We start from the raw sequence: 13,566 nt of genomic DNA on the forward strand, positions 1-13,566 counted from the left end.
CAAGAAACACCGCCAAAAGAAACACTGGGGAAATGCCATCATGATCCATCGCCGCCCGCTGCTGCTGGGCATGCTCGCCATGCCGGCGATTGCCCGGGCGCAAGCCTACCCGACACGCAGCATCTCCTTCCTCATTCCCTTTGCGCCGGGGGGCGGCACGGACATCATCGCCCGCGCGCTGCAACCCACCCTGCAGGAGGAGCTGGGCCAGGCGCTGGCGATGGAGAATCGCCCCGGCGCCTCGGGCACGCTGGCCGTGGCACAGCTCGCGCGCGCGCGGGCCGATGGCTACACGATGCTGATGACCACGGTCAGCGCCTCGGCCGTGGTGCCGCCGCTGCTGACACCACCGCCCTTCGACATCTACCGCGACCAGACGCCGGTGGTGCTGGCCGGCACGGTACCGCTGGTGGGCGTCGTGCCGATTTCCTCACCCGTGCAGGATTTTGACGGCTTCCTGGCCCATGCGCGGGCCCATCCGGGCGCGCTGAACTACTCCTCCTCCGGGGTGGCGACGCAGCAGCATCTGGCGGCGGAATTGCTCTCGGCCCAGGCGGGGCTGCGGATGACGCATGTGCCCTTCCGTGGCACCGGCCAGGCGGTGACGGAGATCCTGGCGGGCCGGATCGACATCGCCTTCGACACGCTGCCCACCTACCTGCCGCATATCCGCGCCGGCCGCGTGCGCGCCATCGCCGTGACCATGCCAGAGCGCGTGGAATGGCTGCCCGATGTGCCCACCGTGGCGGAAAAGGGCTTTCCCGGCTTCGATGCCAATGTCTGGTACATGGTGATGGGCCCGCCCGGCCTGCCGGATGCCATCACCGCGCGCTGGGTCACAGGCGTCAATCGCGGGCTGAATGATGCGGGGGTGCGGGCACGCATCCGCGATGCGGGCTTCATCCCCGGCGGCGGCACCCAGGCCGATGCGGCCGCCCTGCTGCGCCGCGATGCGGAGCGCTATGCGAGCGTGATGCGCACGGCCGGCATCAAGCTGGATTGATCACGCGAAGCGCCAGTCGCAGCACTCCACCGCCGTCTCGATGAAGGCGCGCAGCTTGGCCGGGATGAGCCGCGCGGCGGGCCAGGCGATCTGGATGGGCATGGGCGGTGGCTCGAAATCACGCAGGATGCGGACCAGCCGCCCGGCCGCCACCGCCTCCCGCGCCTGATAGGCCAGCACCATGGTGAGGCCGCCCTCGCGCTCGGCCGCGCAGAGGGCGGCGTCGGCGCTGTTGGTCACAAGGCGCGGGGCGATGGGCACGCGCTGCTCCATGCCCGCGCGGAACAGGCGCCATTCCTCGGCCCCCTCGAAGGCGGAGAAGCGGATGATGCGATGCGCGCTCACCTCGCCCGGGTCGCGCGGGGTGCCGTGGCGGGCCAGGTAGCCGGGGGCGGCCACCACCACGCGCCGCGTCTCGCCCAGGCGCCGCGCGACCAGGCCGGAATCCGGCAGGTGGCCGATGCGGATGGCGCAATCCATCCCCTCCTCCACCAGGTTGATCCAGCGGTCAGAGAGCTGGAGCTGCCCCTGCACTCCGGCATGGCGGTTGAGAAACTCGGCCATGAGCGGCGCCACATGCAGCCGGCCGAACACGGCCGGGGCGGAAACCACGAGCCGCCCCACCGGCGTCAGCCGCTCCGACTGCGCGAATTCCTCCGCCTCGGCCAGTTCGGCCATGATGCGGCGCGCGCGTTCAAGGTAACCAGCCCCCGCCTCGGTCAGTGTGACGGAGCGCGTGGTGCGGGCCAGCAGGCGCACACCCAGATGCGCCTCAAGTGCTGCGACATGCCGCGTCACAGCCGAGGGCACGAGGCCCAGATGCCGCGCGGCGGGGGCGAAGCCCTGGCGGTCCACCACGGCGATGAAAGCGGAGATGGCGGCGAAGCGATCCATGCATCATTGCAGCGCATCATTGCAGTTGGGGCAATGATGAAGTGCCAGAATCAAAGATTATCATTTCAACGGCAATGACGGAGAAGCGAGGTGACGCGCCCACCCCCCGCATGGCTTCATGGGCGACGCCTGAAGGAATCCCACCATGTCCCGCCCGCCCTTCCCGCCATTCACCGCCGAAACCGCCGCCCAGAAGGCCCGCATGGCCGAGGATGCATGGAACGGGCGGGACCCTGGCCGCGTGGCCCTGGCCTATACGCCGGACAGCCGCTGGCGGAACCGCGCCGAATTCCTCGAAGGCCGCGCCGGCATCGAGGCCTTCCTGGCCCGCAAATGGGCGCGGGAGCTGGAATACCGCCTCATCAAGGAGGTCTGGGCCTTCCACGCCAACCGCATCGCCGTGCGCTTCGCCTATGAGTGGCGCGACGATAGCGGCCAGTGGTTTCGCAGCTATGGCAACGAAAACTGGGAATTCGACGCGGCGGGCCTGATGCAGATCCGCATCGCCTCGATCAATGATCTGCCGATCCAGGCCGAGCAGCGCCTGTTCCATTGGCCGCAAGGCCGCCGCCCGGATGACCACCCCAGCCTGAGCGAGCTGGGCCTGTGAACCAGATCCCCTTCACCCCCAGCGTGCGCGCCGTGCAGGACCGCAAGACGGCCCGCCCCCGCCATGCCGAGATGCAATTCCGCAGCCGGATCACGCCGGATCTCGCGGCCTTCATCGGCGCCCAGACCAGCGTCTTCCTCGCCACCGCCAGCGCCGATGGGCAGCCCTATATCCAGCACCGTGGCGGGCCGCCGGGCTTCCTGCATGTGCTTTCGCCCACGCAGATCGGCTTCGCGGATTTCAGGGGCAACCGGCAATACGTCACCCTCGGCAACCTGGCCGAGAACCCAAAGGCCTATCTGTTCCTGATGGATTACGCGCATCGCCGGCGCTTCAAGCTCTGGGGCAGCGCGCGCGTGGTGGAGGATGACGCGGCCCTGCTGCAGGCGCTGCGCCCGGAAGGCCAGGCCGCCGAACAGGCCATCCTGTTCGACGTGACCGCCTGGGACGCGAATTGCCCGCAGCATATCCCGCAGCGCTTCGAGGCCGCCGATGTGGCCGCCGCCCTGGCCCAGCGCGATGCGCGCATCGCCGAGCTGGAGGCGCAATTGGCGCGGGGCTGAGCCTGGCCTATCTCTCTCAGCCACTCAGGAGAGACACGATGAAACCTTGGATCTTGGCCGCCCTCATGGCCCTGGCCGCCCAGCCAGCCCTGGCCGACCGGCCCGGCGCCGAGCGCTGCGCCGCCGGGCTGCAACCGCTGGGCCAGCAACTCTTCACCCGCGCCCTGCCCGGCGTGCTGGGCGGTGCGGCCATCCCGGACGCGCTGCGCTCGGCCGCCATGTCGCTGGTGATGTCCGGCGCGGTGAGCCGGGATGCGGCGCGGACAGCGGCGGAGTCGGCCGGGCCGTGCCTGGCGATGGCGCGGCCGGGGTAGAAGGGTCGGGCTCCGCGGAAAACCGCGGAACGCGGCTTCGCTCAGGCATCGGCGGCGCGGGACGCTGGCGCAGGCCGCGCGGCTTTCCCCGCTGCCGGCCGGCAAGCCCAGCGCCTCAGCCGCCCCGCGCCAGCCACCACCCCAGGGCAAAGGCCGCCAGTCCGAGACCCAGACTGGCCGCCACATAGAGCGCGCCCTGCCAGGCGGCACGCTCCCAGAGCAGCGCCGCCTCCAGGCTGAAGGCGGAGAAGGTGGTGAAGCCGCCCAGTATCCCCGTCACCCAAAAGAGCCGCGCGCCGCCGCTGATCCCCTGCCCCGCCAGCACGCCGATCGCGCCGCTGCCCAGGATGTTCACCGCCAGCGTCCCCCAGGGGAAGGCGGCACCCAGCCAGGCCATCGCGAGCAACGAGACACCGTAGCGCCCCATCGAGCCCAGCGCGCCGCCAGCCGCCACCAGAAGAAAGCTCATCGCCGCCGCTTCCCCCATTCCGCGAGGCGCGCCGCGATCCCGGCCTCCGCCCCGCGCCCGGCGGGCGTGTAGTAGCGGGGCCGCGCCATGCCCTCCGGGAAGTGGTTCTGGCCGGAAAAACCATCTTCCGTGTCGTGGTCATATTCGTAGCCGGCGCCATAGCCCAATTCGCGCATCATCTTCGTCGGCGCGTTCAGGATATGCGCGGGCGGGGCAAGGCTGCCTGTCTCGCGCGCCGCCGCCTGGGCCGCCTTCCAGGCCACATAGACGGCGTTGGATTTCGGCGCCGTCGCCAGATGGACCACAAGCTGCGCCAGCGCCAATTCCCCCTCGGGCGAGCCCAGCCGCTCATAGCTTTCCCAGGCGGCGAGTGCGGCGGGCAGCGCGGAAGGATCCGCCAGCCCCACATCCTCGGCGGCGAAACGCGCCAGGCGCCGGGCGATGTAGCGCGGGTCCTCGCCCCCCAGGATCATCCGCGCGAACCAGTAGAGGGCGGCATCCGGATCACTCCCGCGCAGCGATTTATGCAGCGCGGAAATCAGGTTGTAATGCTCCTCCCGGTCCTTGTCGTAGAGGGCGGCGCGCTTGGCCAAAAGTTGCGAGAGGCCGGCCGGGTCCAGCGGCGCGGGGTCGGTCAGCGCCTGCAATTGCTCGGCCAGGTTCAGCAGATAGCGGCCATCGCCATCGGCCATGGCCAGCAGCACCTCGCGCGCCGCGGCATCCAGCGGCAGGGGCCGGCCCGCCTCGGCTTCGGCACGGGCCAGCAGGGCTTCGAGGCCGGCCGCCTCCAGCCGCTTCAGCACCATCACCTGGCAGCGCGACAGCAGCGCGCCGTTCAACGCGAAGCTCGGATTTTCCGTGGTGGCGCCGATCAGCACCACCGTCCCATCCTCCACCACCGGCAGGAAGCCATCCTGCTGGGCGCGGTTGAAGCGATGAATTTCATCCACGAACAGCAAGGTGCGGCGGCCCATGCGCCGCCTTTGCCGCGCCTCGTCAAAGGCCCGCTTGAGGTCCGCCACGCCGGAAAACACCGCCGAGAGCGAGACGAAGCTGAGATCGGCCGCCTCGGCCAGCAGCCGCGCGATGGTGGTCTTGCCCACGCCCGGCGGGCCCCAGAGGATCATCGAGGCCAGGCTGCCGCGTGCCAGCATGCGGGTGATGCTGCCGGCCTCGCCCAGCAGCTGGTCCTGCCCCACCACTTCGCCCAGGGCGCGTGGCCGCAGCCGGTCGGCCAGCGGTGCGCCCTCCGCGAGGATGGCGGGCGGCGTCTCGGGCGGGCCGAAGAGGTCCGTGGTGTCGTCCGGCGGTCGGCGGGGGGCCATGCGTCGAGTTAACCCCAGATGGGCCCAGTGTCACGGCTATGCGGTGTCACGGCTGTGCGGTGGCGGGCCGCGCCGCTTTCCGCTAGCCGGCGCGCATGATCCATCGCCGCGCCCTGGCTGCCCTGCCCCTTGCCACCCCCGCCCTGGCGCAGGAGCGCCCGCTGCGCCTCATCATCGCCTTCCCGCCCGGCGGCAGCACCGACCTTCTGGGCCGCCTGATCGCACCCCGCATGAGCGAGCTTCTGGCCACCGCCATCACCCCCGAGAATCGCAGTGGCGCCTCGGGCGCGGTGGCGGCGGGCCTGGTGGCCCAGGCGGCACCCGATGGCAGCACGCTGCTGCTGGATTCGGGCGGCCAGGCGGTGAACCCGCACCTCATGCGCGGCCTTGGTTTCGACTACGCGACCGCCTTCGCCCCGGTGACGCTGCTGGCCACCCTGCCGCTGGTGCTGGTGGTGCGGGCCGAGCTGGGGGTCACCACCCTGGCCGGGCTGCTGGCCCGCCTGCGGGCCGACCCGCGCCCCGCCCCCTATGGCAGCGTCGGCATCGGGGCGCGCACGCATCTGGCCATGGCAGCCCTGCTGCGCCGCGCCGGCCTCGCGGGGGAACACATCCCCTATCGCGGCGGGGCCGACCAGATGGCCGGGCTGCTGCGCGGCGATGTGGCCATGGGGTTCACCTCCATCGCGCTGGCCGCGCCCCTGCTGCGGGAGGGGCGCCTGCTGGCATTGGGCTATTCCTTGCCTGGTCATGCACCCAGCATTGCGGGACAAGGCTTTCCGGGCTTTGCCATCGGCGATTGGCTGGCCCTGCTGGCGCCCGCCGGCACGCCGCCCGCGATCATCGCGCGCCTCGCCGCCGCCGCCGCCGATGCGGTGAACCAGCCGGGCCTGCGCCAGCGCCTCCATGACCTCGGCCTGGAGCCTGCCGCCGAGGGGCCGGAGGCGCTCGGCCATTTCCTCGCCACCGAGCGCGCCGCCATGGGGGCCCTGATTGCCGCCGAGGGGATACGCCTCGACGGATAGCGCCACGCGGGGCAAGAATGGCGCATGAAACGTCGCGCTCTTCTGACCCTTCCCTTGGCCACTCCCCTTCTGGCCAACCCCTTTTTGGCCGCACCTGGCCTCGCGCAGTCCTGGGCGCCGACGCGGCCGGTGCGCGTCATCGCCGGCTGGCCCGCGGGCGGTTCGGCCGATGCGTCGCTGCGGCTGGTCGCACCGCACATGCAAACCGTGCTCGGCCAGAATGTCGTGATCGAGAATCGCGGCGGCGCCTCGGGCTCCATCGGTGCCGGGGTGGTGGCGCAGGCGGCGCCCGATGGCCAGACGCTGCTCTTCGACGCCGCCGGGCAGGTGAGCAATCCTTTGCTGATGCGCGGACTGTCCTTTGACTATCTCACGGCCTTCGCGCCGGTCTGCCTCTTTGCGCTGCTGCCGAATGTGCTGTGCGTGCGGGCCGAGACGCCGGTGCGCAGCGTGCCCGAGCTGGTCGCCTATCTGCGCGCCAATCCGGGCCAGCCCTATGCCAGCACGGGCATCGGCCTTGCCTCCCACCTGGCCGCCGTGATGTTCACGCAGCGCGAGCGGCTCGAGGTGACGCACGTGCCCTATCGCGCCTCGCAGCAATCCATCCCCGGCCTGCTGGGCGGTGAGACGCTGTTCACCTTCAACACCACGCCGCTGGTGGTGCCGCTGATCCGCGATGGCCGGCTGCGCGCGCTGGCCGTCGCCACGCCACGCCGCATTCCCACCCTGCCCGAGACGCCGACCATGCTGGAGCTCGGCTATGACGGGTTCTCCCTGAATGAGTGGATCGCCCTGTTTGCCCCGGCCGGCACGCCGGCCCCGGCCATTGCGCGGCATGCGGAGGCCGCGCAAGCGGGGCTGGCCGATCCCGTGGTGCGGGAGCGCCATGCCAATCTGGGCATGGATATCCAGGCGCTCGGGCCGGCCGATTTCGCGCAGTTCCTGACGGAGCAGCGCGCGCGGATCGGCGCGCTGATCCGGGACAATAATATCCGGCTGGAGAGCTGAAGGCAGGGCGCCGCGGGCGCCAGGCAACAACATTCCGCGCGGCCCCCTGCGATGAGCTCCGGAGGCCGGGCGGGTGGGCGGCCGTGCATCTGCCGGCGGCACTGCCAGCTGGACTTTTCGGGTATTTTTTCCTATGGTTCCCGCCATGCCATCCCGCCTCCCCGCCCTTTGCCTCCCCCTCCATCCCGCCGCCCCTCCCCTCGAAGGGGCTTTTGTCCGAAACCATGGGGCCGCGAAAAATGCACCGCGCGCATCTTTGGCCCGGCGCCTTCCTGGCGCGGTTCCGGGCAATTTACGGGTCGCCCGGCGGATTCCCGAATATTCCACTCGGGAAATGGCACGCCCCCGCTTGCGCATCCTGGCCGGCCATGACTATGGAGCGCGGATTATCCTTTCGGAGCACGGTATGCGCCTCGCGGTTCTCAAGGAAAGGCGGGCCGGCGAAAGCCGCGTCGCCGCCACGCCGGAAACGGTCAAGAAGCTGATCGCCCTCGGGCTCAGCGTTGCGGTAGAGGCGGGCGCTGGCCTGGCCTCGGGCTTCCCCGATGCGGAATATGAGGCCGCCGGGGCGGAACTCGCCAATACCGCCGCGGCTGCCCTGAAGGGCGCTGGCATCGTCTTCGCGGTGCGCGCACCGGAAGCGAAGCTGCCCAAGGGCACGCTGTTGATCGGCACGCTGGGGGCTGACGCCGAAGCGGTGGCCGCCTACGCGGCGGCCGGGATCGAGGCATGCTCGATGGAGCTGCTGCCCCGCATCACCCGGGCACAGAGCATGGATGTGCTCTCCTCCCAGGCCAATCTCGCCGGGTATCGCGCGGTGATCGAGGCGGCGGAGAGCTTTGACCGTGGCTTCCCCATGCTGATGACGGCGGCGGGCACCATTCCGGCCGCCAATGCCTTCGTCATGGGCGCTGGCGTCGCCGGCCTGCAGGCCATCGCGACCGCGCGCCGCCTGGGCGGCCGTGTCTCGGCCACCGATGTGCGCCCGGCCGCCAAGGAGGAGATCAAGTCCCTCGGCGCCAGCTTCGTGGGTTACGAGGATGAGGAGAGCAAGGCGGCCCAGACTTCCGGCGGCTATGCCAAGCAGCTCTCGGCCGAGTTCTACGCCAAGCAGGCCGAAGTGGTGGCTGCCCATATCGCCAAGCAGGATATCGTGATCTGCACGGCGCTGGTGCAGGGCCGCAAGGCGCCGATCCTCGTCACGGCCGAGATGGTGGCCAGCATGAAGCCGGGCTCCGTCATCGTGGATCTCGCTTCCGATGCCGGCGGCAATTGCGCGGCGACGGTGCCGGGCGAGGTGGTCGTGACGGCGAATGGCGTGAAGGTTCTGGGCTTCAACAACTGGCCCGGCCGCATTCCCGCCGCCGCCAGCGCGCTCTATGCCCGCAACCTGCTGACCTTCCTGACCACCTTCTGGGACAAGGAAGCCAAGACCCCCAAGCTGCCGCCCGAGGATGACATCGTGATCGGTGTGACCCTGACGCGGGGCGGCGCCGTGGTTCACAAGAATTTTGCGGCCTGAGGAGAGAGCAAGATGAGCACCCAGACCGAACTGGCCGAAAAGGCCGCCGAACTCGCTGCCCGCGCGGCGGAGCTGGCTGATTTCGCCCGCCGCGCGGCCGAAGCCGCCGCCCCCGTGGCGCAGGCGGTCGAGCCCTTCATGCTGATGCTGACCATTTTCCTGATGGCCTGCTTTGTCGGCTATTACGTCGTGTGGAACGTCACACCCGCGCTGCATTCGCCGCTGATGGGCGTGACCAACGCCATCTCCTCGGTGATCGTGGTGGGTGCCATCCTGGCCGCCGCGGCGGCCGAGAGCGATGCGGCGCGGCTCTTTGGCTTCCTCGCCGTCACCCTTGCCTCCGTGAACATCTTCGGCGGCTTCATGGTGACGCGCCGGATGCTGGCCATGTTCCAGAAGAAGAAGGGCTGAACCGATGGCGACGATCTCGACCCTCGCCTATCTGGCGGCTTCCGTCCTTTTCATCCTCGCACTTCGCGGGCTGTCCCATCCCGGCACGTCCCGCCAGGGCAACCAATACGGCATGATCGGCATGGGGGTGGCGATTATCGCCACCATCCTGAATTCCGGCATGGATTTCGGCGGCTTCGTGCTGATCATCTCGGGCCTGGCCATTGGTGGCTCGATCGGCACCATCCTGGCCAACCGCATCCAGATGACGTCGCTGCCGCAGCTGGTCGCGGCCTTCCACAGCCTGGTGGGCCTGGCCGCGGTGTTCGTGGCGGGTGCGGCCTTCTACAGCCCCGAGAGCTTCGGCATCGGCATTCCGGGCGATATCAAGGGCGCCTCGCTGCTGGAAATGTCGCTGGGTCTCGCGATCGGCGCCATCACCTTCTCGGGCTCGGTCATCGCCTTCCTGAAGCTGGACGGCCGCATGTCCGGCGCGCCGATCACCTTCGCCAACCAGCACAAGCTGAATGCGGTGCTGGGTGGGGTGCTGGTGTTCCTGATCTTCCTGTTCGTGCTGACGGGCTCGCCCTTCCTGTTCTGGGTGATTGCGCTGCTCTCCTTCGCGCTGGGCTTCCTGCTGATCGTGCCGATCGGCGGGGCCGACATGCCGGTCGTGGTGTCCATGCTGAACAGCTATTCCGGCTGGGCGGCGGCGGGCATCGGTTTCACCATCGGCAACCTGCTGCTGATCGTGACGGGCGCCCTGGTCGGCGCCTCGGGCGCCATCCTGTCCTACATCATGTGCAAGGGGATGAACCGCTCGATCATCAACGTGCTGCTGGGCGGCTTCGGCACCGAGAGCGGTGCGGCGGCGGCGGGCGGCGGCGGTGCGGATCGCGCGCCGGTCAAGGCCGGCTCGCCCGAGGATGCGGCCTTCATCATGAAGAACGCGCAGAAGATCATCATCGTGCCGGGCTACGGCATGGCGGTGGCGCAGGCCCAGCAGGTGGTGCGTGAAATGGCGGATCTGCTGAAGAAGGAAGGCGTGCAGATTTCCTACGCCATCCATCCCGTGGCAGGCCGCATGCCCGGCCACATGAACGTGCTGCTCGCCGAAGCGAATGTCCCCTATGAGGAGGTGCATGAGCTGGAGGAGATCAACCCGGAATTCGCCGAGGCTGATGTGGCGTATGTGATCGGCGCGAATGACGTGACGAACCCGGCCGCCAAGACCGACAAGTCCAGCGCCATCTACGGCATGCCCATCCTGGATGTGGAGAAGGCCAAGACGGTGTTCTTCATCAAGCGCGGCATGGCCAGCGGCTATGCCGGCGTGGACAATGAGCTGTTCTTCCGGCCCAACACGATGATGCTCTTCGGCGATGCCAAGAAGGTGACGCAGGAAATCGTGCAGGCGTTGCAGCGCTAACGCCTCGCCCACTCCATGCGACGACTGAGAAGGGGAAGCGCATGCCGCTTCCCCTTTTGCGTTGGAGTGTGGGAAACTGCGCAGATGATGCAGACCCACCCCGCACGCCTTGCTTGAGGATATCCTCCTCTTCGTCATCGTGGGCTTTGTCGCTCAGATGGTGGATGGCGCGATCGGCATGGCCTATGGCCTGACGGCGACTTCGGTTCTGCTCTCCATGTCGGTGCCGCCCGCCATGGCGTCGGCCAGCGTGCACGCGGCCGAGATGTTCACCACGGGCGCCTCGGGCTTCGCGCATTGGCGGGCGGGCAATGTGATCCCTCGCCTGGTCCTGCGGCTGGCGGTGCCTGGAGTGCTCGGCGGCGTGGTGGGCGCCTATGTGCTGACGGACCTGCCCGTGGCCTACATGAAGCCCGTGGTGAGCACCTATCTGGCGGTGATGGGCGCCATCATCCTGGGCCGCGCTCTGCGGCCGCCGCCACCCCCGCCGGACAAGCCGCCGCGCGTCACGCTGCTCGGCTTTGGCGGTGGCTTTCTGGATGCCATTGGTGGTGGCGGCTGGGGGCCGCTGGTCACCTCCACGCTGATCGGCCGCGGCAACGTGCCGCGCACCTCGATCGGCTCGACCAACGCGGCTGAATTCTTCGTGACCACCGCCATCACGGCGGTCTTCGTCGCCACGATCGGGCTGGATCTGTGGCCCGTGATCCTTGGACTCGTTCTGGGTGGAGTGCTGGCCGCACCGCTGGCCGCCCTGGTGACCAAGAAGCTGCCGGATCGGCCGCTGATGATCATTGTGGGGGTGGTGATCATGTTGCTGTCGTTGCGCAACCTGACCATCCAGCTTGGGCTTGGCTAAAACGGCAAAGGCCGCAGCGGATGACCGCTACGGCATGCTCACCATGTCAGGAGAACCCGGCCGCCAGCGGCCGGGAAGGGCTTCAGAAGCCCTCGCGCTCGATGCGCTTGCGCTCCACCTTGCGGGCGCGGCGGACCGCTTCAGCGGCCTCACGCGCACGGCGCTCGGAGGGCTTCTCGTAGTGCCGACGAAGCTTCATCTCGCGGAACACGCCCTCGCGCTGCAGCTTCTTCTTGAGCGCCTTGAGCGCCTGGTCAACATTGTTATCCCGAACGACGACTTGCACGCGGGCGAATCTCCTGATGGCCGAAAACGACAATTGCCCCGGAGCATGCGAATGCTCCGTGGCCTTGCGGATGTCGTAACACATTCGCCCCTCTGGCGGGAAGCCCTCGCATGCGGGAAAAATCATCCCACATCAGCCATGAAAGGCGGACCAACATGGCCATCCTGAAAATCGCCCGCATGGGCCACCCTGTCCTGCTCGGCCGTGCCCAGGAGGTGACCGACCCGACGAGCCCCGACATCCGCAAGCTCATCCTGGACATGGCGGATACACTGGTGGATTCCGGCGGGATTGGCCTCGCGGCGCCGCAAGTGCATCAGCCGCTTCGCCTGTTTCTCTTTCGCGACGGGGAGGAGATGCGCGTGCTGATCAACCCGCACATCACACCGCTGGGCGAGGAGCGAGCGACGGCCTGGGAGGGCTGCCTGTCCATCCCGGGCCTGCGCGGCCAGGTGGAGCGCCCGGCCCGGGTGGCGTGGCGTGGCCTCGACCATGACGCGGCACCGGTGGAGGGCGAGGCCTCCGGCATCACGGCCCGCGTCCTGCAGCATGAAAACGACCATCTGGACGGCATTTTTTATCTGATGCGCATGGCTGATCTCAGCCGGCTCGGCTTCATAGAGGAACTGGCCCGCCTCCCGGAGGACGCAGAATGAGCGACGCAGCTTGGATCCACGCGGCGGTGCGCCGTGCCGGAAAGGAAGGCTGGAGCCGGCAGACCCTCCGGCACGCCCTGGAGGATTGCGGCGATTCACCCGAATTGATCAGCAGTGCCTTCCCCCGCGGCGTGACGGGCGCGATCGACGCCTGGGCGGCGCTGACCGATGCGCGCATGGATGCCGCGGCCGCGGCCGAGGATCTTGCCAGCCTGCGCACACCAGCGCGGATTCAGCGCGTGATCGAGATCCGGCTCCAGTTGCTGGAGCCGGATCGGGAGGCATTGCGCGCCGCTCTCGGCCTGCTGGCCTTGCCGTGGAATGCGCCCACGGCGCTGCGGTTGCTGGCGCGCACCGTATCCGCGATCTGGCACGCGGCAGGCGATAACTCGGCCGATTTCTCCTGGTACACCCGCCGCGCGACGCTGGCAGGCGTGTATTCGGCCACCCTCGCCTATTGGATGCGTCCGATCAGGCCCGAGATGGACGATGTTTTGTCGTTCCTTGACAGGCGCTTGCAAGATTTACCTAAGCCGCGCCGGAAAGCTGCGTAAACAGGCTTCGCGCTTGACCCGCTTGCGTGTAAAGGGCGGGATTGTTCAGGGTCACCGTGCCGTTTTGTCCGGATTCGCCGGACGCGAAACACTGGCCCACCGTTTCGGGAGATTGGGCGGAATGACGCCTTCAAAGAGCCCTTTGGCACGTAGCTTTCTGGCCGGTGTTGCGGCTGCGATGCTGCTGCCCAGCATTGCCTCCGCGGCTGGCTGCGTGCAGCCCGCCGAAAAGATTGCCTTCGACATCCGCGCGCTGCAGAGCCAGCTGATGGTGGCCGCACTCTCCTGCGGCCAGCAGGATGACTACAACGCCTTCGTCCGGAAGTATCAGAACGAAGTCGCTACGGCCTTCCGCAATGTGGCTGGACATTTCCGCCGGACCGCCGGTTCGCAGCATCAGCGGGAGTTGGATCAGTACATCACGCAGCTGGCGAACGGCCAGTCGCAGATGAGCATCGCCCGTGGCAGCTTCTTCTGCCGCGAGCAGGCCCCCCTGTTCCAGGCAGCCATGACGGCGACGAGCCCGGCGGAACTGGCCCAGGTGTCGGTGTCCCGCCAGGTGCACCAGGTGCTGACCACGCCGGAATGCCCCGCCACGCCAGCCCGCCAGACCCGGCAGGCCAGCAATCAGCAGCGCCCCGCCGCGTCTCGCTGAGGCG

The 13,566-nt window shown here is 68.8% G+C and carries 17 protein-coding genes; 13 read left to right on the top strand and 4 right to left on the bottom strand.

Features of this window, described 5'->3' with window-relative positions:
- The first annotated feature begins 40 nt into the window (after positions 1 to 40).
- Positions 41 to 1,003: a tripartite tricarboxylate transporter substrate binding protein gene (locus LHU95_RS19940; protein ID WP_248708701.1), complete on the top strand. Its 963-nt coding sequence runs from the start codon at positions 41 to 43 to the stop codon at positions 1,001 to 1,003.
- Here LHU95_RS19940 and LHU95_RS19945 read toward each other — a convergent pair whose 3' ends face one another.
- Positions 1,004 to 1,897: a LysR family transcriptional regulator gene (locus tag LHU95_RS19945; RefSeq protein WP_248708702.1), complete on the bottom strand. Its 894-nt coding sequence runs from the start codon at positions 1,895 to 1,897 to the stop codon at positions 1,004 to 1,006.
- Between the two features lie 145 nt (positions 1,898 to 2,042).
- Here LHU95_RS19945 and LHU95_RS19950 point away from each other — a divergent pair, with 145 nt between their 5' ends.
- The 3 genes from LHU95_RS19950 to LHU95_RS19960 are packed head-to-tail and all read left to right on the top strand — an operon-like array spanning position 2,043 to position 3,384.
- Complete coding sequence (locus tag LHU95_RS19950; protein ID WP_248708703.1) at positions 2,043 to 2,507, top strand: DUF1348 family protein; 465 nt, start codon at positions 2,043 to 2,045, stop codon at positions 2,505 to 2,507.
- On the top strand, positions 2,504 to 3,070 hold the full coding sequence (locus LHU95_RS19955) for a pyridoxamine 5'-phosphate oxidase family protein (RefSeq protein WP_248708704.1): 567 nt from the start codon (positions 2,504 to 2,506) through the stop codon (positions 3,068 to 3,070). Before LHU95_RS19950 ends, LHU95_RS19955 begins: the two co-directional genes overlap by 4 nt.
- A gap of 38 nt (positions 3,071 to 3,108) precedes the next feature.
- Entirely contained in the window at positions 3,109 to 3,384 is a 276-nt protein-coding gene (locus LHU95_RS19960; protein WP_248708705.1) for a hypothetical protein, read from the top strand.
- Positions 3,385 to 3,499: 115 nt separating this feature from the next.
- Here LHU95_RS19960 and LHU95_RS19965 read toward each other — a convergent pair whose 3' ends face one another.
- Positions 3,500 to 3,853, bottom strand: a complete 354-nt coding sequence (locus LHU95_RS19965) for a CrcB family protein (RefSeq protein WP_248708706.1) — start codon at positions 3,851 to 3,853, stop codon at positions 3,500 to 3,502.
- Complete coding sequence (locus LHU95_RS19970; protein ID WP_248708707.1) at positions 3,850 to 5,178, bottom strand: replication-associated recombination protein A; 1,329 nt, start codon at positions 5,176 to 5,178, stop codon at positions 3,850 to 3,852. Before LHU95_RS19970 ends, LHU95_RS19965 begins: the two co-directional genes overlap by 4 nt.
- A gap of 95 nt (positions 5,179 to 5,273) precedes the next feature.
- On the opposite strand from LHU95_RS19970, the gene LHU95_RS19975 reads away from it, so the two are divergent.
- The 6 genes from LHU95_RS19975 (at position 5,274) to LHU95_RS20000 (ending at position 11,411) form a co-directional block, all read left to right on the top strand.
- Positions 5,274 to 6,203: a tripartite tricarboxylate transporter substrate-binding protein gene (locus LHU95_RS19975; RefSeq protein ID WP_248708708.1), complete on the top strand. Its 930-nt coding sequence runs from the start codon at positions 5,274 to 5,276 to the stop codon at positions 6,201 to 6,203.
- A 24-nt stretch (positions 6,204 to 6,227) separates the two neighbouring features.
- Positions 6,228 to 7,211, top strand: a complete 984-nt coding sequence (locus tag LHU95_RS19980) for a tripartite tricarboxylate transporter substrate binding protein (protein WP_248708709.1) — start codon at positions 6,228 to 6,230, stop codon at positions 7,209 to 7,211.
- Positions 7,212 to 7,617: 406 nt separating this feature from the next.
- Positions 7,618 to 8,733 carry a Re/Si-specific NAD(P)(+) transhydrogenase subunit alpha gene (locus LHU95_RS19985; RefSeq protein WP_248708710.1) on the top strand — a complete coding sequence of 372 codons (1,116 nt, stop codon included), beginning with the start codon at positions 7,618 to 7,620 and terminating at the stop codon, positions 8,731 to 8,733.
- A gap of 12 nt (positions 8,734 to 8,745) precedes the next feature.
- Entirely contained in the window at positions 8,746 to 9,144 is a 399-nt protein-coding gene (locus LHU95_RS19990; protein ID WP_248708711.1) for a proton-translocating transhydrogenase family protein, read from the top strand.
- A gap of 4 nt (positions 9,145 to 9,148) precedes the next feature.
- Positions 9,149 to 10,552, top strand: coding sequence for an NAD(P)(+) transhydrogenase (Re/Si-specific) subunit beta (locus tag LHU95_RS19995; protein WP_248708712.1), 1,404 nt, complete (start codon positions 9,149 to 9,151; stop codon positions 10,550 to 10,552).
- 109 nt (positions 10,553 to 10,661) lie between these two features.
- Positions 10,662 to 11,411, top strand: a complete 750-nt coding sequence (locus LHU95_RS20000) for a sulfite exporter TauE/SafE family protein (RefSeq protein WP_248708713.1) — start codon at positions 10,662 to 10,664, stop codon at positions 11,409 to 11,411.
- Between the two features lie 82 nt (positions 11,412 to 11,493).
- Here LHU95_RS20000 and rpsU read toward each other — a convergent pair whose 3' ends face one another.
- On the bottom strand, positions 11,494 to 11,697 hold the full coding sequence (gene rpsU / locus LHU95_RS20005) for a 30S ribosomal protein S21 (protein WP_027286066.1): 204 nt from the start codon (positions 11,695 to 11,697) through the stop codon (positions 11,494 to 11,496).
- A gap of 155 nt (positions 11,698 to 11,852) precedes the next feature.
- Here rpsU and def point away from each other — a divergent pair, with 155 nt between their 5' ends.
- From def to LHU95_RS20020, 3 genes are read left to right on the top strand one after another with little or no spacing between them, the layout of a single operon-like run.
- Positions 11,853 to 12,353, top strand: a complete 501-nt coding sequence (gene def / locus LHU95_RS20010) for a peptide deformylase (protein ID WP_248708714.1) — start codon at positions 11,853 to 11,855, stop codon at positions 12,351 to 12,353.
- On the top strand, positions 12,350 to 12,907 hold the full coding sequence (locus LHU95_RS20015; protein ID WP_248708715.1) for a COQ9 family protein: 558 nt from the start codon (positions 12,350 to 12,352) through the stop codon (positions 12,905 to 12,907). The genes def and LHU95_RS20015 overlap by 4 nt, the downstream gene beginning before the upstream one ends.
- 13 nt (positions 12,908 to 12,920) lie before the next feature.
- Positions 12,921 to 13,562 carry a hypothetical protein gene (locus tag LHU95_RS20020; RefSeq protein WP_248708716.1) on the top strand — a complete coding sequence of 214 codons (642 nt, stop codon included), beginning with the start codon at positions 12,921 to 12,923 and terminating at the stop codon, positions 13,560 to 13,562.
- Positions 13,563 to 13,566: the final 4 nt, after the last annotated feature.

The organism is Sediminicoccus sp. KRV36 (genome assembly GCF_023243115.1).
Classification (GTDB): domain Bacteria; phylum Pseudomonadota; class Alphaproteobacteria; order Acetobacterales; family Acetobacteraceae; genus Roseococcus.

What these genes read in the sequence shown, in the direction of transcription:
- LHU95_RS19940 (WP_248708701.1), top strand. Translation starts at nt 41, where the DNA reads ATGATCCATCGCCGCCCGCTGCTGCTGGGCATGCTCGCCATGCCGGCG.
- LHU95_RS19945 (WP_248708702.1), bottom strand. Translation starts at nt 1,897, where the DNA reads ATGGATCGCTTCGCCGCCATCTCCGCTTTCATCGCCGTGGTGGACCGC.
- LHU95_RS19950 (WP_248708703.1), top strand. Translation starts at nt 2,043, where the DNA reads ATGTCCCGCCCGCCCTTCCCGCCATTCACCGCCGAAACCGCCGCCCAG.
- LHU95_RS19960 (WP_248708705.1), top strand. Translation starts at nt 3,109, where the DNA reads ATGAAACCTTGGATCTTGGCCGCCCTCATGGCCCTGGCCGCCCAGCCA.
- LHU95_RS19965 (WP_248708706.1), bottom strand. Translation starts at nt 3,853, where the DNA reads ATGAGCTTTCTTCTGGTGGCGGCTGGCGGCGCGCTGGGCTCGATGGGG.
- LHU95_RS19970 (WP_248708707.1), bottom strand. Translation starts at nt 5,178, where the DNA reads ATGGCCCCCCGCCGACCGCCGGACGACACCACGGACCTCTTCGGCCCG.
- LHU95_RS19975 (WP_248708708.1), top strand. Translation starts at nt 5,274, where the DNA reads ATGATCCATCGCCGCGCCCTGGCTGCCCTGCCCCTTGCCACCCCCGCC.
- LHU95_RS19980 (WP_248708709.1), top strand. Translation starts at nt 6,228, where the DNA reads ATGAAACGTCGCGCTCTTCTGACCCTTCCCTTGGCCACTCCCCTTCTG.
- LHU95_RS19985 (WP_248708710.1), top strand. Translation starts at nt 7,618, where the DNA reads ATGCGCCTCGCGGTTCTCAAGGAAAGGCGGGCCGGCGAAAGCCGCGTC.
- LHU95_RS19990 (WP_248708711.1), top strand. Translation starts at nt 8,746, where the DNA reads ATGAGCACCCAGACCGAACTGGCCGAAAAGGCCGCCGAACTCGCTGCC.
- LHU95_RS19995 (WP_248708712.1), top strand. Translation starts at nt 9,149, where the DNA reads ATGGCGACGATCTCGACCCTCGCCTATCTGGCGGCTTCCGTCCTTTTC.
- def (WP_248708714.1), top strand. Translation starts at nt 11,853, where the DNA reads ATGGCCATCCTGAAAATCGCCCGCATGGGCCACCCTGTCCTGCTCGGC.
- LHU95_RS20015 (WP_248708715.1), top strand. Translation starts at nt 12,350, where the DNA reads ATGAGCGACGCAGCTTGGATCCACGCGGCGGTGCGCCGTGCCGGAAAG.